Raw genomic sequence first — 19185 nt, 5'->3', positions numbered from 1 at the left:
TATACCCGTTCCACTTGAAGATGCTCGTTTCAGGAAGCCTGAGCGATTCATAACCAAGGCACCTTTTTGTATCAAGGGTTGTTCCCTTAAAAAGAAATGTAACGCAGGGTATGATTTGCTCAGTCTTCCCCAAGGGCTGGTTTAGAAACGCTTTATGCCGCGTTATTGATTTTGAGAATGAACAACCATTCTCTACAATCAATGCCTTGCCTAAAGGCGTTTCTAATTCCAGCTGAATCCTGCATCTTCAAGTGGAGCGGGTATAAATTTACAATTGTTTATAAATAATTTAATTTAATGACTAGAGGCTTACAATCGTCATTTATTAACATCTAAATTTTCATCTTTAATGTTACACATAATCACTCGTGATAAAAATGGAAGATTAACAATCTATCTTCTACACTTGACAGATAAAGCAGTTTTCATGCCTATATATCAGTAAGATAACGCTAATAAATTTTAAATTGTTAAGGAAAATAATATGTTTTTTGGAAAAAGTAAGCTGATAGAAAAAATTACTAAGTTAGAAAAAGAACTCGCAATATTTGAGGATATTAAAAACGACCTTAGAGAAGAAATGTCTTACTTTTTATTAAATCCCAAAGGGGATATTATTGAAGTTAACTCCCTCTTTTTAAAATCAATAGAGTACAGCGAACAAGAAGTAATTAATAAAAATATTCGAGATTTCATTCCTAATAGTGCATTAAAAAATGATCTTTGCCAAAGAATGTTAACCGCTATTAATAAAAACGTACATTGGCATGGCGCCCTGCAATTACACACTAAAAACGGCAACAATGTTTGGTATCGCACCATTATCCAGCCAACAAATAATCCCCCTTCAACACTATCTGTTTACTCAACTGAATTGACCAAGACAATTTCAGAGTCTCGAGAGCATAAAGATATGCTTGCCGCGTTAACTCGTTCATCTGCGGTAATTGAATTTAGCTTAGACGGTACTATATTAACGGCCAATGATAATTTCCTTAATGGCATGGGTTATTCACTTAGTCAAATTTTAGGCAAACACCATAGTATTTTTTGTGACCCTGTTGATGCAAAATCACAAGCATATAAAAATTTTTGGGAGAAATTAAGATCAGGGAAATTTGTTTCTGAACGATTCAAACGAATTGATAGCAATGGTGAGCTTGTATGGCTTGAAGCATCATATAATCCAATTCACGACGATAACGGTAAGTTATATAAAGTGGTTAAGTTTGCCACTGTGATCACTGAGCAAATAAATAGAGAAATGGCAATGTCAGCAACGTCTGAAATTGCTCAAGAAGTATCACAGCGAACCGGCGAAGGCACCTTAAACGCGATTAAAGTAATAGAATCCACCATTGAAACTATGGGGCAGCTTTCAAATAAAATGGGTGATGCAAGTAAAGGTATATTTGAATTAGACACACAATCACAAAAAGTAGCACAACTGGTTGAAAGTATTCGTGGCATTGCCGACCAAACTAATTTACTTGCACTTAATGCCGCTATTGAAGCTGCTAGAGCCGGCGAGCAAGGCCGAGGTTTTGCCGTTGTTGCTGATGAAGTAAGAGAGCTTGCATCAAGAACAAGTACCGCCACAGAAGAAATCATTAGCGTGGTTGGAGAAAACAAGCAATTGACCAAAAATGCCGTAACACTTATTGAAGAAAGCATGGTTGAAGCTGATAAAGCTTTACAACTGTCTAATGACGCAGGTGATGTTATGAGTGAGATACAAGTTGGCGCTAAAGAAGTGGTTGACGCCATAGCTCAATTTAATAAGAATTTATAACAAGTTAAAGTCTAACTTCAGTCATTCAAAAGACATTACACGGCTAATGATAAACTTAATACTACCGTTAGCCGTGTAAGCTTTATTATCCGCGTCTTCATTCCTTTTTTAAAGTTCTTCAAATCTCTTTCTAGCTGATTTTTAAATTTTTCTCTTCTCTTTGTAGCCACTTCAATAAAAAATAATTCTCTTCTCGATAATTATTTCTCGCTGTTAATTTCATCAATGTAGAAATATATTTAGACATGAAAATGAAACACCGAAAACATATTAATAAACACCCATTTTGTCATATTAAAGTAATACTTTCCCTATAAAGTCATAGCGTGATTAGGGTTTAAAACATGATTTTTCAAAGGAGTAAACTATGGAAACGTCAATTAGAGTAGGTGTAACACCATTTTATGCTGAAAGTGAATTCCCTTTTGGTCTAGCAAGATCTAGCTACTTTAACAAAAGAGAGTCGCTTGAATTAACCACATACGGAACTACCTTTCAAAACTTGCAATTAGGTTTGCTAACACCAATAAATGCTGAAGAACAACAATTCATTATGGATTTGAATAGCCCAGAAACAAGTGAGCTTTATTCCGTAAAATTGTGGCAAAAATATTTAAATGCCACACAAAAAAGTAAAGTGTTTCATGGCTTTAATTTCAGTGAACGACTTCATTCAAATGAAGTTACAGAAGCTGACATAAACGCTACTGAAGCATCGCTTAGTATGTAAAATAATTATTTTGATTATTTTGATATAAGTGGACAGAGTTATATTTCTGTCCACTTATAGTGATGCCATTACTATTTCCATTACTGGTAGTTCTTTTAGGTATCAACTCACACCTTTACTCTGTTATAAGCCTAATTCAGACAAGCTCGGAAAATCAATTGGCCGGGTATTACCTTGCCAAGTAAATAAACGGTCTTGTTCTTTAATAGCTAAATCGTTAATACAAGCATAGCGATTTTTCATTAAGCCTGCTTGATCAAATTCCCAGTTTTCATTGCCATAAGCTCTAAACCACTGCCCTTCTGTATTTTGATATTCATAAGCGTAACGAACGGCAATGCGATTATCGGTAAATGCCCAAAGCTCTTTAATCAGTTTATAGTCTATTTCTTTTTGCCATTTATCCGTTAAAAACGCAACGATTTCATCTCGGCCATTAACAAAGCTAGAGCGATTGCGCCATTGACTATCCTCGGTATAAGCTAAAGACACTTTCTGTGGATCTTTATTGTTCCAGCCATTTTCTGCTGCTCGAACTTTTTCTACCGCACTTTGTACAGTAAACGGTGGTAAAGGTGGGCGTATGCTTTCCATAAATACTCCTATAGTAAATACAATAAAAACTCAATAAGGTAGACAGACCTGTATACCCTGTTGAGTTATAATAGACAGATCGGTATACTTGTGCAATATTTTTATTTATCCTCTGCTAAATAACAGAGTAAATAATAAAAAAGTCTATTATCAAAAAATTGAAAAATACGTAATAATATTTATGAAACAAATAGATAAGCGTCAGCAGTTAGTTGAAAATGCCTTAGCATTATTTTATGCGAAAGGCATTCATGCGGTCGGTATTAATGAAGTCTTAGCGCAATCAGGTGTAGCCAAAAAAACGCTATATAACCACTTTGCCAGTAAAGAAGCGTTAATTCAGGCTTGCATTATAGAGCGTGATCAACGCTTTATAACGTGGTTTACCCAAAGATGTCACGACAATAGTTCATTAGCTGTATTTGTTGAGCATCTATTTAATGCACTAGATGACTGGATAAACGACAGAGCTATAGAGTTAGGTGAATTTAAAGGCTGTTTTTTTGTAAATACCGCGGCAGAATATGGGGAACATACTAGCGAAATTAAACAATTATGCATGCAGCATAAAATACACATAAAAAAATTATTTGAAAAAAAGCTACAACCGCTAATTAAAGATAAAGTACAGCGTGATAGTTTAACAGCCTTATTAATGTTACTAAAAGAAGGCTGTATTAATTGTGCACATGTAATGGGTGACAAGCAGGCAGCGATAACAGCAAAACCTTTAGCAACCGCTTTTATAGATAAAATTTAATCACACTAAAATTAGCTACAATAAAGTGATAGTAAAACGGTAAACCTGTATGCCTATAATCCATAAAGCAAATTACCTAGGAGGACGACAGCAATGGCTAACCCTTTAATTATTCCGATACTGGGCTACTTAAAACAACAAAAATGTGCTTGTTCATTGCTTGATTTGGTCGATCTTTGTCAGTCCGACTTAGCTTCTCTCATAGGTGAAGATGTTGAACCTCAAATAGCGCTTTTTCAAAAGAATTTTTTGATCATGAATGCGCTGTATCAAATTCAACGCGATATACAAAGTGAAGGCTTTTTACTTAATATTTTTCCTATGCAAATAACCCTTACTACAAATAATAGTGATATTGAATATGCACTTACTTCACGTGACAGCGATCTTGGTGATTACTACTTAGATTGGGGAAATTTAAATAATGTAACAGCCGAAGAGGTAGATGAATTGTTTGCTAGTTTTTGGAAAAGATACAATGCGGTTGATAAAACAGAGTCGGCTTTAGCATCGTTAGAGTTAACATTAGATGTTACTTGGACTGAAGTACGACAAGCCTACTTAAAAAAAATAGCTATTTGCCACCCTGACAAAGGTGGCAATACAGAAGACTTTATCGCCATACGTGAAGCCTATGAAGTATTAAGTGTTAACTACCAAAGGGCATAGTTAGCAAAGTGAATAGTTCTCAAAGCGCATAGTTACCATAGTGAATAGTTATCAAAGTGCATATTATTTATGTTTATTCGACAACTGAAAAAGTTAAACTCACCAGTTAACTTATAACTGCAACTTATAACTGCAACTTATAAAGCTAATGACGCTTTCTTGTTAAATACCTTTGTTTTCGATGCTTTTTTTTCCAAACTTAGCAAAGCAAATAAAAATAATACTCCAACCATTACCATAGCCGTAGACACATACAAGCCCATATCATAGTTTCCATAAGCTTCAGCAAGATATCCTGTCGGTACAGGCCCGATAATTTGTGCTGCACCATAAGCTAAGGTCATAGTGCCCATAAACTTAGCAGGATTGCTTGGATAAAACTTCCCTGCCATCGTTAATACTAAACTAACACAGGCTATAAATGTTCCGCCAAATAAAAGCACGCTTAAAATAATAACAGGTAACGAGTTATTTAACGCGGGTAAAATAATACCTATCGCCATTAAAATATAGGCTGCTATCAAAGCTTTTACATAACCCATTCTGCGGGCGATTATATCCCATATAAGTGGCGCAGGGGTCGCCGCTAAACCAATTAATAAAAACGAAAAACCACCTAACCCTTGCAGGCTTTCAACCCCCTCAACAATATCAACAATAAACGTAGAACTAACCACATAACCATAACCCGAACAAAAATAAGCGATCATCATTAGTAAAGTAAAAGCTTTACTAGGTGGGTTATCTTTAGCGGTTACACTCACTTGACCATGACGAGAAGGGTGCGGCATCCATAACCATGCAGGGATGGCAAATATCATCGCCATAACAGCTAAAGCTAACCACTGTTGCTGCCAATCGGCTGATACTATTAACATAGCTTCAACCAGTAATGAGGTAAGTACAATACTTAAGCCTGCGCCAGCGAAGTGGATACCTAGTTCAGCCCGATATTTTTTTCTAACGAGCCATTTTAATATGAGCCCTGAGGCAATAATAAATCCGCCAGAAGCGCAAACTCCAGCCAGAAAACGAAGTATCGCCCAAACGAGCATATCAGTTGTCATTACCATTGCTATGGACGTAACAACACTTAATATAAGATAAGCTCGATGAAAATTGTATTTGTAGTTTAGGTTGTGAATACTAGCAGCTAGAAACACGCCAAACATGTAACCCATAAAGTTTGTGGTTGCTAACCAACCACCACCCGATTCCGTTAAACCAGCATGTTCCTGCATTATAGGTAATAACAAACTATAGGAAAAACGAGCCACGCCAACAGTTACAATAACACTACAGATACCTGCAAAATATACGCGCGCTCTTGTTAACTCCATTATTATCTATCGCCTTATTATTTAATTTCTTGAATTCAGGTGTGTAAATTCAGATGTTTATTAATTCTATTTAGTAAGTTTTTATTAACTTGTTTATAGATAAAGGTTACCTTGTTCTGACAACCTTAAAAATTGAATTATTTAGAATTTAAACTTCTCATTATAAGAACTAATTTATAAAAGCTAAGTTAATACAATTCAAGATTGATTCAAGTAAATATATTAAGAGCGCTAATGATGGAAATTTTGACACTTAAAACATTTAAAGCAGTTGTTGATGAAGAAGGCATTAAAGGTGCTGCCGATAAGTTACATACGGTTCAATCTAATATCACTAACCGAATTAAAAAATTAGAAAAAGAACTAAATACTAAACTATTTAATTTAATTGGCCGAAAGCTACAATTAACAACAAGCGGACAGCAGTTATATGAATATGCCGATAAAATTCTCCAACTGGAATACCAAGCGACATCGGCCATTCTAAGTAATAAAGGTAGCTACGAATTAATGGTGGGTATGCCTGAAACATTTGCCGCGGTTCATATGCCCTTGGCACTCAAACAGTTAAAGCAAAATTACGGTCATATTCGAACTAGAATTTACACTGATACCAGTGAAAAACTGGTGCATGCCGTCTTAAACAATAAGGTTGATTGCGCCGCCATAGGTTCTGTTGCAAATAATGAGAACCTTGTTGTGTTACCGATATTAAAAGAAGAATTAGTGATGGTGACCCCGCTTGACAATGATTATACTCCCGTAATTTTTGTACGAGATGAAGGCTGCGGCTACAGAAAACATGCACTACATTGGCAACAAAATTCTGGCCGTGAAAACGATGAGCTCATGATAATGAGTAGTGCTGATGGAATTTTAGGTTGTGTTGCAGCAGGATTAGGCTATACCATTATTGGTGAAAATATGGTGACTGGCAGCCGATATGAAAAATCACTAATGATGACCCCTGTCAAGCATGGATCTAAACATATACAGCTATCTATCGTTTATCGTAAAGGTTGTCCATTAGAGTCAGGCATTTTAACACTCGCCAAGTTACTTACTCAATAAGCAACCGTTTAGCGGCCTGACAATGCTAAAAATATTAAGGAATAGCCCATGAACAAGGTTTTATTCATACTAACAATCATCGTGGCTTTTTGGGCCGCGACTACAGTAACTAAATCACTTGATAACGCTAATCAAGAATTAACTGAAAATACCAAATCATCTGAAATTCAAGTTATAACTGAAGTTTGCTCTAGCACATGGCAGCATAATATCGACCAAAAAGTTATTACTGGCGATGGCGCAGGACATGGCCCTGATATTGGCTCAGATGAATGGCAATCAGTGATTGAATTCAAATTAGGGGTTCGCGGCGAGGCTAAAATTCCAGATCGTAATAGCAATGCTTGGTGTGTTTATATCGAAGATCTTGTGCAACAACAAACTACAGACAGCACAACTAATAGCCTCTCTCAACAGGTTAAGCCTAGCTTTGTTTGTGATCACACTAACATTAACAGTGTGGAAGAAATAATATGTGAAAGTAATGAATTAGCTACGTTAGACAATCAACTGGCAATTACTTACCGCGAGGCGCTTAATATTTCAGCCGAGACTAAAGCGACACTTGAAGCAACACAAAGAGGTTGGATAAAAGGCCGTAATGAATGTTGGAAAAACGATAATAAATCCGAATGTATTAACACCGAATATCTGCACCGCATTGCGAATTTACAAGCACAATATAAATTAGCGCCACATAGCGAGCCAGTAACTTTTACTTGTGAAAACGATACAAATAATGAGATTGTAGTTACCTTTTTTGAAACAAACCCTGCCACTTTAATTGCCGAGCGCGGTGACAGTATTGCACTTATGTATATTCAGCCCAGCGCCAGTGGTAGCAAATATCAAGGACGTAATGAAACCTTTTGGGAACACCAAGGAGAAGCGATGGTAACTTGGGGATATAAAGCTCCTAAACTACATTGTAAAAAAGCCCTTTAAGCAATTAATATCATCGAGTAACGTATGAGTTTTCCAATGGATTTGAGCGTAAAACAAAAATTTGAAGCTTATCCAGAAAACATTCGTATTTTATTGGAAAGTATTCGTGATCTTATTTTTAGTGTCGCCAAACAGGAAGGTATTTTAGATATAACAGAAACCCTTAAATGGGGCGAGCCGAGTTACGTGTCCAAAATTGGTAGTACTATTCGCTTTGACTGGAAAGTTAAACACCCTGAACAATTTTGTATTTACTTTAATTGTAAAACTTCTTTGGTTGATACTTTTAAAGAAATATACGGCGATACTTTTATCTATGAAGGAAATCGAGCCATTGTTCTGAAAATAAATGAAGATATTCCCCTAGAAGCATTAATTCATTGTATCTCTATGTCATTACGATATAAAAAACTAAAACATTTAAACTTGCTTGGCGCTTAGTTATATTTTAGTTAAAAATAGACTCAACAATTTAGGTAATTATATTGAGTTTAACCACTCAACTGCATTACTTTCGCCAGAGATTTACATCTAATAATGTCACTTAATTGCATGTAGCTTTACTGTTTGATAAATCCAAACCTGATCTTCCCTCGATAAAACGGACACCAAAATCTAACTAAAGATAAGGTGCCTATGCCGAACCTATAGTTCTTCGATAAGAAAGCTAACGTCCGCTTTCGTATCAAAGTGATCGTTAGGTGGAGGAATCACAATTTTAAATTTACGACCGATTTGTGCTCAACCCTAACTATTTATATAAAATCCATAAGGGCATTTATCAATGCAATAATTACCCGATAAAAAAGCCAGCCACTTTATATGATTGGCTTTTAATTTTTGCTCTTTGACCTTTAAATAATACAAATGAGCCTAGTTTATTCAACAACAACCATTGCTTGTGTACCTATTTTCAAAGCTTTACCACCATTTTCTTTAGCATATTCTACCGCTTGTGCTAACGTAGAAAACCACAAGTTTGGGTAACTATTATGCGTTAAAGCAAGTAGGTAGTTGTCCGATTGCCAATTATTTTCTGTTGCTAAAAATTGGCGGTATTTACCCCATTCATTAAATCCTGCTTCAAATGCAAACAGTTGCAATATATGCTTTCGTTGTACCAACGCTTTTTGTTTATTAAGCGCAACTAAACTTATATTACTTAGAACATTATTTGAGATTAAACGCCGTAAAATCGGCAGCGAATTAACAGCAGAAGTTGACTGAGCTTGGCGATGAATTTTTTTAGCTTTTTTGAGCAAAAATTCAATGGCATCAGTACTTGTTGAAAAGTTGGTGTTGGTTGAGATATTAGCTGAAATGTTAATAGACATATCTTCTCCTTAAAATAGACCTACTCGCTTGGGTCTGAGATGACATGTAAACTATTTAGTTAACAATGCATAAATTATAAATGTTAGTACTTTCGTTTTCGCGAGGAGGCGTCTAATAAACCTAGGCAAATAATAACGACAATTAGTTAAGAGATCAATGACGGGCTTATAAATGCCTCTTAAGAGGGCGTTAGCTGCAAATGGTTTCTGATAACCTGTATTTTCGAAAACACTTCGTAGTATTTACTTCATTTTATCTATCAGATAAAATCACAAAAAATAATTCAGCAAGGACAGCTAATGATTAAGCGTAAGAAACGCCTTTTTTCACCTCTTCGTTTTCGTTCCTTTTTATTCTTAGTTATTTCATGTGCACTCATGTTCCCAATAATAAGCCAAGGAGTTGATATGTTTGGTTGGTTTAAAAAACAAGACGTATTTTTAAGTTCAGAAGTGAACGGCGTAGTAACCGAGAACGGTAAGCCAGTTGTTAATCTTGAGGTTATTCGAAAGTTAATATACACCGACGAAAAAGTACATCGTGATATTGCTATTACTGATGAGCAAGGGCATTTTCATTTTCCGAAAAAAAGCATACGTTCATCTATTCCGAGTAAACCTTTATCTCATAGCAGTGTTTCGCAAGAAATATTTATTGATCGTGAAGGTACACTTATCCCATTTTGGGTAGCTAATCAACGTGGTTATAAAGAAGTACCTGAATACACAAAGAAATTGAGTTTTTTAAACTGTGAATTAACTAATAAACGAGTGAGCTTTGGATTTAAAAACAATTATAACGAACATCTTGATCATATGGCTTCAAGTATTTGCCGTTGGAAGGATGATTATATACCTATATGGCTTTTTGAAGGAAATGAAAAAAAATATGAAATTCACGATGGCGATTTTAATAAATTAACAGAACGGTTTACAGGCAAGGAAGTCAAACTATGAATAAAAATATATCACCAAGCACAGCAGCTAGCGTTGCTGACAAAGTGTATGACATTAGAAAATCAAACGGTTTTAATGGCGATTTTCATGTAGATTTTGATAGAAATTTCAAAATCACTAACAGCCAAATACAAGGCATTAGTGGCGGTTTAATCAACCAAGTGCTAAATCGTAGTACCGGCTTTGCGTTAACTGCTCAAGGCACTTCTCCACAATTTAAAAATCATCATATTATTGGTATTCGAGGTACTAAGTTTACCTCATTTGCCGATTGGTTAACGAACGCTAATATCGCAGTAACACTTGGCCCTAAAAGCCTTGAAGTGCATTCAGGTTTTCAAAAAGCTTTTAACAGCATGCAATCTTCGTTTAACCAATACGTAACACAACATAACCCCCGTTGTTTACATATCGTGGGTCATAGTTTAGGTGGGGCAATTGCTGAATTAACCGCTATTTGGGCAAGTGAACGTGGCTTGGCAACTAAACTGTATACGTTTGGCGCACCACGTGTTGTACTTCAAAACTCAGCACATAGAGCATCTACTAATATAGAACATTATCGTGTTACTCATGGCGCAGATCCCGTACCAAATGTACCCGTTTGGCCGTTTACTCATACCGTAGGTGAATATCAAACCGCAATGAATGGTGGTGCTTTTTTTAGTCTAGGTGCTCATTCAATGAATGAAGCAACGCCAGGTTATATCAATACGGTAGCAGCTTATAACGATTACAGTAGTATGGGTAGTGCGCTTAAAACACAACATTATAAACACACAGTGCTTAAATATGAGCAGCGCCATAATGCTTCGTTTTCTCAACGTTGGCAACAGATTATCACGGATGCGTTAGTGACATTTTTAAAGAAAACAGGGCAATATGCGCTTATTGTTGCACAAGCTTCTGCAAGTGTAGGGTTATCGTTTTACGATATACTTGCACGTTGCTTACACGAAACTATCGTAAAATCTAAAGAAATAGCGGAAGAATTAAGAGGTCTATTAGGGCACATGCTTGTGTTTTCAGGTAAAAGAAATCAAGTGGTTAAAGAGATGAGTGCTAAATTTATTCGTTGGGTATTAGAGGTAATGATAAAAACGTTATATACCACAGCAAAACAGGCTATTGAGCTTGTGTCTTAAGTTTACGCAAATATTGCAGTTAACAAACAAATTAATAGGAATTTTACAGTTGACTGTTTAGTTCCTCAACATTATAAGCCAGCAATAATTTGCCTCTTACTGAGGCGTTGTTATTTACAAGAGAGTTTCGTGTTTATGTTCATTAAAAAAATAGTATTATTTGCAATAGCAAGTATCTTGATTTCATCCGCTTATGCAGAAAAATTGGAGTTTTCAAAATATGGTTTTTCAATCAATAGTTTAGATTCTAGCCCTACATCAGGTATGGTTCAGCCAATTCAAATGTTCCTACCTCCTCTTAATGGTTTTGCTCCAAATGTAAATGTTCAAATACAAGCTTACAACGGCACTATAAAACAATATAGAAAGTTGTCTGAAGAGCAATTTAAGCAATACGATTTCACGATACTTTCTATAAAAGAAACAGATAATTTACTATCCCTAGAATATATCGGTTCGATGCAAGGTTTAAGTTTACACTGGTATGCTAAAGCTTTTAAAAAAGGTAGTCATGTATATTTGGTAACAGCTACAGGAACTCAAGCAGATTGGGAAGTAAATAAAGAAGAATTAATGTCTAATGTAAATAGTTTTCAGCTTAAGTAGATATAAGCCATTTCAGCTAGACCATGTCATTCGCTATATATTTTATTTTTCCACGGATTATTTAATAACTATGATTTACTGGGTTACAACGATATTAGTTTCAGCTTTACTTTCATTAAGTGCTGCAAGTTATGTTTTTCATCAGGGTACAATAGATGGTGTTAGAGATTTAGGCTTTCCTAACTTCTTTAGGCTTGAATTAGCCGCCCTGAAATTTATTGCCGCTATCATTTTAGTTATTCCAGCTATTCCGGTTGAGGTTAAAGAGTGGGCATATTCTGGAGTTGCTTTGTTCATACTTACAGCAATAATAGCTCATGTAGTTCATAAAGATTCTTTTGTAATAACATTGGTTAATTTGTTCTTTTTTGGATTACTCCTTACTTCTCGAGCATACCTTTATAAATAAAGGTATTAGAATACACATAACAAGAAATTTAACGGTTGGCTAAGTCTTCTTCCTGCACATTTTAGGCAACCGTTTCCGTTTGCTTAACTGGTTCTATATGAACTCCCCTTTGTCAGGTAACAGCAACTCGTGGCGGGGTGTTAATTGTTCGTTTTTAAACAGCGGCCTCTTGGCTCATCACCCTCATGCAATACTACTTCAGAATGTAAAAATTCCGCAGCTTCTGCTGAGTCTTTTACTTTACTGGCGCTGCGCGCTAACATTTTTGCTTCAAACTCAGTTAACACACTCGCTCTTACACCTTTTTCTTGCCATTGCTTTGCTTGACGACAACCATTTGATATACCCCGAGCCAGTGCTAGTGCATCGAGTAGCGCTTGGTTTGCTCCTTGACCTTTAAACGGGCTCATCGGATGCGCCGCATCACCAATTAACGTAATTTTTTCATGTTGAGCTAATAACTCAGGCGTTAATAAGGCACGGTCATATACAGGGTAACCTGAAATTTTACTCGTTGGTGTGGCTTGTAGTATTTGTGGAATAGGATTGTGCCACTGGCAACGCTTTATACTTTCTTCTTTTAACGCTAGCGAGCCAAGACTGCTAAGTGCTTTTGCTTCGCTTTCTTGTATAGGAAAACTTAACTGCCACATAACGGAATCTTGGGTAAAGGGCATCATATAAATACGTTCGTGACCATTAGCGGTTTGAAATACTGTAGCGGAATCTAGCAAATCACTATTTACTTCGTTAATAGCCTCTAACGGGCAAATACCCAAAATAACAATACAGCCTAAATATCTTAGTGGGGTTATCGATTCACCTAGTGATAAGCTTCGTACAGTGCTGCGAATACCGTCTGCGCCAACAACAATATCTGCTTTAACATTTTTAAGTGTACCGTTTACACTAAAACTTAATTCGACAGGCTTGTTATGTTGCTTTTGGTTAATACCAACTAACTGATGCTGCCACTGCACAGCGCTGCTACCGCCTTGCGATTCAGCTAGCTCTTCAGTTAATTCTTGAAGTAATGCTAAACGTAACGATTGGCGAGCAATGTGAATGTTGCGACGTTTTACTGAGGTTTTAACCTCTTCAGGTCGCCATTTCCTAATGCCCCACTCGCCTACTATTTTACCTTCGGAATTGTGCACCACATGTCGGGTTGAAATAATGCCTTGTTCGAGTGAAGTAATACCTAACGCTGCCATAGCTTTACTAGCTTGCTGTAAGGTAAGTCCATAACCTTGAGAGCGCTCATCAAAACTGCTGTCTCGCTCATATACAGTAAAAGGAATACCGCGATGCTTACACGCTATAGCTAAGGCAATACCACCAATGCCGCCACCAATTATCGCGACATGTGGGTAATTATTAACAGCGACAGGTAATGCTTGAGTATTGCTTGGTAGTAAACCTGTTCCACCACAATTTAAACAATCGTATAGGTGACCTTTAGGACGCACAGGTGTTTCACCCTCTCCGCCTGTTTTTTCAAAATGTAATAATGCACGCTGATAACTGAGTTTTACCTTTTTACGAAGTCGTCTAACTTTTTGCCCTTGCCCTTGGCACTCAGGGCAAATAGTCCAATTAACAGCTGTATTTTTCAAATGTAATTTCCTAACGATATAATACCAATCTCACAAACTAGGTGATCATTTATACAGGCTAAAATAGCTCACTTAATTAAAGAAACTGGTATAAGCTGGTTAAACTCGCGGGTTAATCTGAACAGGATATATGAATAATAGGTTAAACGAAGTGTTATTTTCTAAATTTAGTTTTAATTACACAGTTGTTGCTGCTTTATAAACCTTCATTAAACTTTTTACATAACTTTTGTTATCTTCATTTAATGTCGAGAGAGCTAAGCCGAATGGAGCTGTTTCTATTACTCTTGAGAATTCTTGTTGTGAAATATTAATATGTTCTAAAGTCATACGCTTTGCCGCTAGCTCTTGACTAATACGATGGTCAATATTTTCTCTAACGCGTAATTCGTTTTCTTGAATAATATCTTGGCAATAACTTTGTCCTGCATGTAATAAATCACTACGAATAACAGCACTTGGTATTTCATCAAAAAGCCCACCACAACGCTGTAATAAAAAATCTTCTGTGTCTGACCAGAAGTCATTTATAGAAAGTGCATATTGCTCTAATAAGGTCAAATTTTCCTGTATGTATTGTTCAACAACAGCGCGAAAAAGTATTTCTTTCGAAGTAAATTGTTTATGAATAGTCACCCGAGAAATATCAGCATACTTGGCAATCATAGTAATGTTGGCGGCACTATAACCATGTTGAAAAAAACACTCTTTTGCCGAGCTAAGAATTTTCTCTGTTGAACTAAGTTGCACTATATTTCCACTTCTATTGTAAGTCATTCTGCAAATTTTACCGTACAATTATTATTCACGCAACAGGTTTACACTTATTGTAAATGTGTAAACTTGTGTTATTATGCGTAAACTTAATTTATTGATTTTTTCAATATACACATACATAAACACACTTACATAAACTTGGAGATCTCGTGAATCGGATTCTTATTATAGCGCTAACCAGCATTTTACTTTCAGGATTGCAAGCATGCTCCAAACCTGCAGAAGAAGTAAAAGTAGCCGAGCCAATGGTTGTACAATTATTTCAAACAAAAGAAGTAGATATCACTAGTAAATATGAATTTCCAGCTACGGTTTCAGTAGTTAAAAGTGTTGATGTAAAGTTCGAGGTAACGGGACGATTGATTTACACTAACCTTGTTGAAGGTAGCAGTGTTAAAAAAGGACAAGTATTAGCGCGTATTGATTCTAGCCCTTTTGAACGTCGCGTAACCGAAGCAAAAATACGTTATGAAGATGCGGTACGAAACCTTGATCGTATCAAAGAAATGTTCAATAAAAATGTTGCTTCACAAAGTGCTTTAGACGATGCAAAATCTCAATATTCCATTACTGAATTAGCACTAGCTAATGCCGAGCAAGACTTAAGTTACTGTACTATTAAAGCGCCATTTGATGCGATTGTTGGTACAAGACAAATTGAAAATAATAGTTATATTTCTGCTGGCGACACACTCGCTAGTTTACAAGACAGATCAAAACTGTATTTCACTTTTGAAGTACCAGAGCGTTTAATGACCTCTAACATGGGTAATAAAAACCTAACAGCTACCGCAAAAATTATTGGCGGAGATAATGACATTTTTGATATTTATTATGTTGAACATCAAACAATGCCAAATCCAATTACACAAACCTACAGCGTTACTTTTGCTAGCGATGGCGATATGAAAGATGCTTATTACCCAGGCTCAAGAGCAACGGTACAAGTTAAAAACAATAGTAGCCAACGTAGCGCCATTTTAATTCCAATTAAAGCTTTAGTAGGTAATGAAACTCAAGGTTTTAGTGTGTGGCGATTTAATGAAACAAACCAAGAAGTACACGCAGTCAAAGTGAAAATAGTTAATTTAAGCGGTGAATACGCCATTATTGCAAACGGCATTAACGTAGGTGAAAAAATCGTTTCTGCGGCAGTAAATCAAATGAGTGAAGGCTTAAAGGTTAAAGAATATAAGGCTGATTATTAATATGGATATCGCACGTTACTCGTTAACCAAACCGATAAATATATGGCTCATTTCAATTTGTTTTATTATTGGTGGCATTATCGCCATGGATAAAATTGGCCGATTAGAAGATCCCGCTTTTACCATCAAACAAGCGGTTATTTTTACCTATTATCCTGGCGCCAGTGCAGAAAAAGTAGAAAAAGAAGTCACCGAGCAAATTGAAACTGCATTACAACAAATGTGGCAACTTAAGAAATTAGACTCAGTAAGCAAGCCTGGTGTTTCGCGTGTAATAATGGAAGTAAAACCGACTATTGACGGTTATTTATTACCACAAATATGGGATGAATTAAGAAAGCGACTAGGTGATATTCAAAGTGCATTACCTTTAGGGGCAAGCGCACCATTAGTCATTGATGATTTTGGTGACGTTTACGGTATTTATTACTCGTTAACCGCGCCCGACTATACTCCCCACCAGATGAGAGAGTTTTCGCGCATTATTCGCCGTGAATTATTAACCGTTGACGGTATTGGTAAAGTACAAGTTGACGGCTTAATTGAAGAGCAAATTGTTGCTGAAATTGATAGTTATAAAATAGCTGGTCTTGGTCTTTCATTTCCTGAGCTAACCCAAGTATTAAGTAATAACTTAAAACCTTTTGTTGGTGGTAGACTTTATGTTGGCGACAAACAAATTCGTATTCCTGTTGAAAGTTCAACCAATGGCGTTGAAGAAATCAATAACTTATCCCTTGTTTTGCCAGGTAAAAATGCCTCAATAAAAGTCAAAGATATCGCCAATTTATCGCTGCAACCTGTAGATATTCCAAATCGCTTAATTCGCTATAATGGTCAACCAGCGATTACTTTAGGGGTTTCTGCACAGCAGGATGTCAATATTGTTAAGGTCGGCGGAAAGATAGAAGAAAAACTAGCACAAGTACTTAAAACATTACCTGCAGGTATTCATGTAGAGTCTATTTACAATCAAGCTAAAATTGTTGATGAATCAGTTGACGGCTTTATTTTTAATTTAGAAATGTCGGTTGCCATTGTAACTATCGCCCTGTGTATTTTTATGGGGTGGCGCTCAGGTGTCGTAGTAGGTGGTACTTTATTAATTACCGTACTTGGCACCGTATTAATCATGTGGCTTTATGATTTACAACTACAGCGTATTTCATTAGGCGCTATGGTCATTGCCATGGGGATGTTGGTAGATAACGCCATTGTTGTTGCCGAAGGCATGATGCTGCGTATGGAAAAAGGCAAGTCTGCGTTAGAGTCAGCCAGCTTTATTGTAAAACGCACCCAGTGGCCTTTACTTGGCGCTACCATTATTGGTATTGCTGCATTCTCAGGTATTGGTTTGTCTGATGATGCCACCGGTGAATTCTTATTCTCGCTTTATGCCGTAGTACTTATTTCCTTAATGTTAAGTTGGGTAATGGCGGTAACCTTAACGCCTTTACTTGGTAAATATTTTTACAAAGTTGGGCAAACTGAAAAAACTGAAGAGAAACTGTCTTTTTTACATAAAGGTTATTTAAGTGTTCTGCGTACAGCTCTACATTGGCGCGGTTTAACTATTGCTTTTTTAATAATTATTACCATCGGTGCTTATGCAAGTTTTGGCTTAATTAAACAAGGTTTTTTCCCTGCATCAAATACGCCGGTATTTTTTGTACATTACTGGGGCATGCAAGATTCTGATATTCGTGCCACCGCTAAACACATGAAAGCCGGTGAAAAAATCATCCTTGAAACTGAAGGTGTTGACTCATTATCAACTTTTATTGGTGAAAGCTCGGCACGTTTTACTTTGGTATTTGGTCCTGAAATGCCAAATGAGAGTTATGGTTTATATCTGATACGTGCTAAAGATGCTACCGATATCCCAAGACTAAGCCAGGAAATAGTTGAACAGTTACGAGCCAGTAACCCGAATGTTGAATTTTTTATTCAGGTTATGCAATTTGGTCCTGGCTCAGGTGCAAAAATACAAGCAAGGTTCTCAGGTAATGATCCTGAAATATTACGAGATTTATCTACCCAAGCGAAACGTATTTTACGAGAAGATGGCCTAATTCGTGATATCAGAGATGATTGGCGAGAAAAAGGCATGGTATTAACACCTGAATTTGATGACAACGCTGCAGGTATTGCAGGAGTAAGTCGTAGTGACTTTAGCGATGCAATCAAATTTTATACTGACGGATTAACTATCGGTCATTTACAGCACGGCGATTATTTATATCCGATTGTGGCTAAAAATGAAAATGGAAGCGAATCGAAAGATAAACTATTTAGCTTAGAAAACAGCTTGGTATGGAGTAGTAGTCAACGTACTTATATTCCGTTTAAACAAGTCAGTGGTAAGTTAAATTACCATAGCGAAGAGTTATTGATTACTCGTCGTGATAGGGTGAGAACCATTTCAGTAAAAGCTGAGGCGGGGTATGACGAAACTGCTGGTGAAGCCTTTGCGCGTGTTAAACCGTTAATTGAAGCCATTGAGTTACCCCCAGGCTATGCGCTTGAATGGGGTGGTGAATATGAATCGTCTCGTGATGCACAAGCGGCATTGGGTCAAGGTTTACCATTAGGCTTTTTAGTGATGTTTATCATCAGTGTTTTACTCTTTGGTCGCGCAAGGCAGCCCATCATTATTTGGTTAATTGTTCCTATGGCTGTGGTTGGTGTAGTTGCTGGCTTATTAGCTGCTGATATGCCATTTGGCTTTATGTCACTGCTAGGTTTCTTAAGCTTATTTGGCATGTTAATTAAAAATGCCATTGTGTTATTAGAAGAAATAGATCTGCAAATTGAGGAAGGTAAAGAAAAGGCTGTTGCTATTGTTGAGGCGAGCTTGAGTCGTTTACGACCAGTTTCTCTTGCTGCAATCACCACTATTTTAGGGGTAATGCCGCTAATATTTGACCCATTCTTTGCTGATATGTCGGTAACTATAATGGGCGGTTTAGCGTTTGCAACCGTACTTACTATGATTGCCGTGCCTGTGCTTTATAGCGTGTTTTATAGAATTCCGGTGAAAAAGGTGAAGCCTTAAAAGCGTACTCATAACACCAAGGCGGTTAACGCAAAATCATAAAGCTAGGCTATACCGCTAAGTTATATAGCTAAAACAATGAAATAAAAGCATAAAAAGGGATAACACAGTTATCCCTTTTTTATTATGCAGATTTTATTTTTCGTGATTTTATATTCTAGTTAACCAGAGTTAACA

General features: G+C 36.5%; 18 protein-coding genes. 13 read left to right on the top strand and 5 right to left on the bottom strand.

The annotated features are described in order from the left end of the window. Positions 1-484: 484 nt before the first annotated feature. Together KO502_RS17215 and maoP are read left to right on the top strand one after the other, a co-directional pair. Complete coding sequence (locus KO502_RS17215; RefSeq protein WP_216021293.1) at positions 485-1792, top strand: PAS domain-containing methyl-accepting chemotaxis protein; 1308 nt, start codon at positions 485-487, stop codon at positions 1790-1792. 367 nt (positions 1793-2159) lie between these two features. Beyond that, the gene (gene maoP / locus KO502_RS04125; protein WP_216021292.1) at positions 2160-2522 is read left to right on the top strand and encodes a DUF413 domain-containing protein; all 363 of its coding nucleotides are present in this window, start codon (positions 2160-2162) and stop codon (positions 2520-2522) included. A 123-nt stretch (positions 2523-2645) separates the two neighbouring features. Here the strand turns inward: maoP and KO502_RS04120 are convergent, their stop codons facing one another. After that, the gene (locus KO502_RS04120) at positions 2646-3116 is read right to left on the bottom strand and encodes a nuclear transport factor 2 family protein (RefSeq protein ID WP_216021291.1); all 471 of its coding nucleotides are present in this window, start codon (positions 3114-3116) and stop codon (positions 2646-2648) included. Positions 3117-3297: 181 nt separating this feature from the next. On the opposite strand from KO502_RS04120, the gene KO502_RS04115 reads away from it, so the two are divergent. Both KO502_RS04115 and KO502_RS04110 read left to right on the top strand, forming a co-directional pair. Beyond that, positions 3298-3876, top strand: a complete 579-nt coding sequence (locus tag KO502_RS04115) for a TetR/AcrR family transcriptional regulator (RefSeq protein ID WP_216021290.1) — start codon at positions 3298-3300, stop codon at positions 3874-3876. 93 nt (positions 3877-3969) lie between these two features. After that, positions 3970-4545, top strand: coding sequence for a DNA-J related domain-containing protein (locus KO502_RS04110; RefSeq protein WP_216021289.1), 576 nt, complete (start codon positions 3970-3972; stop codon positions 4543-4545). Positions 4546-4682: 137 nt separating this feature from the next. Here KO502_RS04110 and KO502_RS04105 read toward each other — a convergent pair whose 3' ends face one another. After that, positions 4683-5885: a YbfB/YjiJ family MFS transporter gene (locus KO502_RS04105; protein WP_252730498.1), complete on the bottom strand. Its 1203-nt coding sequence runs from the start codon at positions 5883-5885 to the stop codon at positions 4683-4685. A 234-nt stretch (positions 5886-6119) separates the two neighbouring features. Here KO502_RS04105 and KO502_RS04100 point away from each other — a divergent pair, with 234 nt between their 5' ends. The 3 genes from KO502_RS04100 to KO502_RS04090 are packed head-to-tail and all read left to right on the top strand — an operon-like array spanning position 6120 to position 8342. Next, positions 6120-6956 (top strand): LysR family transcriptional regulator, encoded by an 837-nt coding sequence (locus KO502_RS04100; protein WP_252730497.1) that lies wholly within the window; start codon positions 6120-6122, stop codon positions 6954-6956. A gap of 48 nt (positions 6957-7004) precedes the next feature. Continuing rightward, positions 7005-7901, top strand: coding sequence for an MliC family protein (locus tag KO502_RS04095; RefSeq protein ID WP_216021288.1), 897 nt, complete (start codon positions 7005-7007; stop codon positions 7899-7901). Between the two features lie 36 nt (positions 7902-7937). Further along, positions 7938-8342 carry a DUF1801 domain-containing protein gene (locus KO502_RS04090; RefSeq protein ID WP_216021300.1) on the top strand — a complete coding sequence of 135 codons (405 nt, stop codon included), beginning with the start codon at positions 7938-7940 and terminating at the stop codon, positions 8340-8342. Positions 8343-8779: 437 nt separating this feature from the next. On the opposite strand, the gene KO502_RS04085 is transcribed toward KO502_RS04090, so the two are convergent. Then, a complete protein-coding gene (locus KO502_RS04085; RefSeq protein WP_216021287.1) occupies positions 8780-9235 on the bottom strand; it encodes a hypothetical protein in 456 nt (151 codons plus the stop codon). A gap of 408 nt (positions 9236-9643) precedes the next feature. Between KO502_RS04085 and KO502_RS04080 the strand changes: the two genes are divergently transcribed. The 4 genes from KO502_RS04080 (at position 9644) to KO502_RS04065 (ending at position 12352) form a co-directional block, all read left to right on the top strand. Beyond that, positions 9644-10192: a DUF6795 domain-containing protein gene (locus tag KO502_RS04080; protein WP_252730496.1), complete on the top strand. Its 549-nt coding sequence runs from the start codon at positions 9644-9646 to the stop codon at positions 10190-10192. Continuing rightward, positions 10189-11337 (top strand): lipase family protein, encoded by a 1149-nt coding sequence (locus KO502_RS04075; protein WP_216021285.1) that lies wholly within the window; start codon positions 10189-10191, stop codon positions 11335-11337. Before KO502_RS04080 ends, KO502_RS04075 begins: the two co-directional genes overlap by 4 nt. 135 nt (positions 11338-11472) lie before the next feature. After that, entirely contained in the window at positions 11473-11943 is a 471-nt protein-coding gene (locus KO502_RS04070) for a hypothetical protein (RefSeq protein WP_216021284.1), read from the top strand. Positions 11944-12013: 70 nt separating this feature from the next. Next, positions 12014-12352 carry a DoxX family protein gene (locus tag KO502_RS04065; protein ID WP_216021283.1) on the top strand — a complete coding sequence of 113 codons (339 nt, stop codon included), beginning with the start codon at positions 12014-12016 and terminating at the stop codon, positions 12350-12352. 140 nt (positions 12353-12492) lie between these two features. Here KO502_RS04065 and KO502_RS04060 read toward each other — a convergent pair whose 3' ends face one another. Both KO502_RS04060 and KO502_RS04055 read right to left on the bottom strand, forming a co-directional pair. Then, positions 12493-13968 (bottom strand): NAD(P)/FAD-dependent oxidoreductase, encoded by a 1476-nt coding sequence (locus KO502_RS04060; RefSeq protein ID WP_216021282.1) that lies wholly within the window; start codon positions 13966-13968, stop codon positions 12493-12495. Positions 13969-14145: 177 nt separating this feature from the next. Next, complete coding sequence (locus KO502_RS04055) at positions 14146-14718, bottom strand: TetR/AcrR family transcriptional regulator (RefSeq protein ID WP_216021281.1); 573 nt, start codon at positions 14716-14718, stop codon at positions 14146-14148. Positions 14719-14894: 176 nt separating this feature from the next. On the opposite strand from KO502_RS04055, the gene KO502_RS04050 reads away from it, so the two are divergent. Next, complete coding sequence (locus KO502_RS04050; protein WP_216021280.1) at positions 14895-15953, top strand: efflux RND transporter periplasmic adaptor subunit; 1059 nt, start codon at positions 14895-14897, stop codon at positions 15951-15953. A gap of 1 nt (position 15954) precedes the next feature. Continuing rightward, entirely contained in the window at positions 15955-19008 is a 3054-nt protein-coding gene (locus KO502_RS04045) for an efflux RND transporter permease subunit (RefSeq protein ID WP_216021279.1), read from the top strand. Positions 19009-19185 lie beyond the last annotated feature (177 nt).

Origin of the sequence: Colwellia sp. E2M01 (assembly GCF_018860585.1) — a bacterium.
GTDB lineage: Bacteria > Pseudomonadota > Gammaproteobacteria > Enterobacterales > Alteromonadaceae > Colwellia.
The sequence above is the reverse complement of the archived record's forward strand: the minus strand, read 5'-3'. Positions and strand labels throughout refer to the sequence as shown.

Coding starts and splice junctions, on each gene's coding strand:
- KO502_RS17215 (WP_216021293.1), top strand. CDS start 485: ATGTTTTTTGGAAAAAGTAAGCTGATAGAAAAAATTACTAAGTTAGAA.
- maoP (WP_216021292.1), top strand. CDS start 2,160: ATGGAAACGTCAATTAGAGTAGGTGTAACACCATTTTATGCTGAAAGT.
- KO502_RS04120 (WP_216021291.1), bottom strand. CDS start 3,116: ATGGAAAGCATACGCCCACCTTTACCACCGTTTACTGTACAAAGTGCG.
- KO502_RS04115 (WP_216021290.1), top strand. CDS start 3,298: ATGAAACAAATAGATAAGCGTCAGCAGTTAGTTGAAAATGCCTTAGCA.
- KO502_RS04110 (WP_216021289.1), top strand. CDS start 3,970: ATGGCTAACCCTTTAATTATTCCGATACTGGGCTACTTAAAACAACAA.
- KO502_RS04105 (WP_252730498.1), bottom strand. CDS start 5,885: ATGGAGTTAACAAGAGCGCGCGTATATTTTGCAGGTATCTGTAGTGTT.
- KO502_RS04100 (WP_252730497.1), top strand. CDS start 6,120: ATGATGGAAATTTTGACACTTAAAACATTTAAAGCAGTTGTTGATGAA.
- KO502_RS04095 (WP_216021288.1), top strand. CDS start 7,005: ATGAACAAGGTTTTATTCATACTAACAATCATCGTGGCTTTTTGGGCC.
- KO502_RS04090 (WP_216021300.1), top strand. CDS start 7,938: ATGGATTTGAGCGTAAAACAAAAATTTGAAGCTTATCCAGAAAACATT.
- KO502_RS04085 (WP_216021287.1), bottom strand. CDS start 9,235: ATGTCTATTAACATTTCAGCTAATATCTCAACCAACACCAACTTTTCA.
- KO502_RS04080 (WP_252730496.1), top strand. CDS start 9,644: ATGTTTGGTTGGTTTAAAAAACAAGACGTATTTTTAAGTTCAGAAGTG.
- KO502_RS04075 (WP_216021285.1), top strand. CDS start 10,189: ATGAATAAAAATATATCACCAAGCACAGCAGCTAGCGTTGCTGACAAA.
- KO502_RS04070 (WP_216021284.1), top strand. CDS start 11,473: ATGTTCATTAAAAAAATAGTATTATTTGCAATAGCAAGTATCTTGATT.
- KO502_RS04065 (WP_216021283.1), top strand. CDS start 12,014: ATGATTTACTGGGTTACAACGATATTAGTTTCAGCTTTACTTTCATTA.
- KO502_RS04045 (WP_216021279.1), top strand. CDS start 15,955: ATGGATATCGCACGTTACTCGTTAACCAAACCGATAAATATATGGCTC.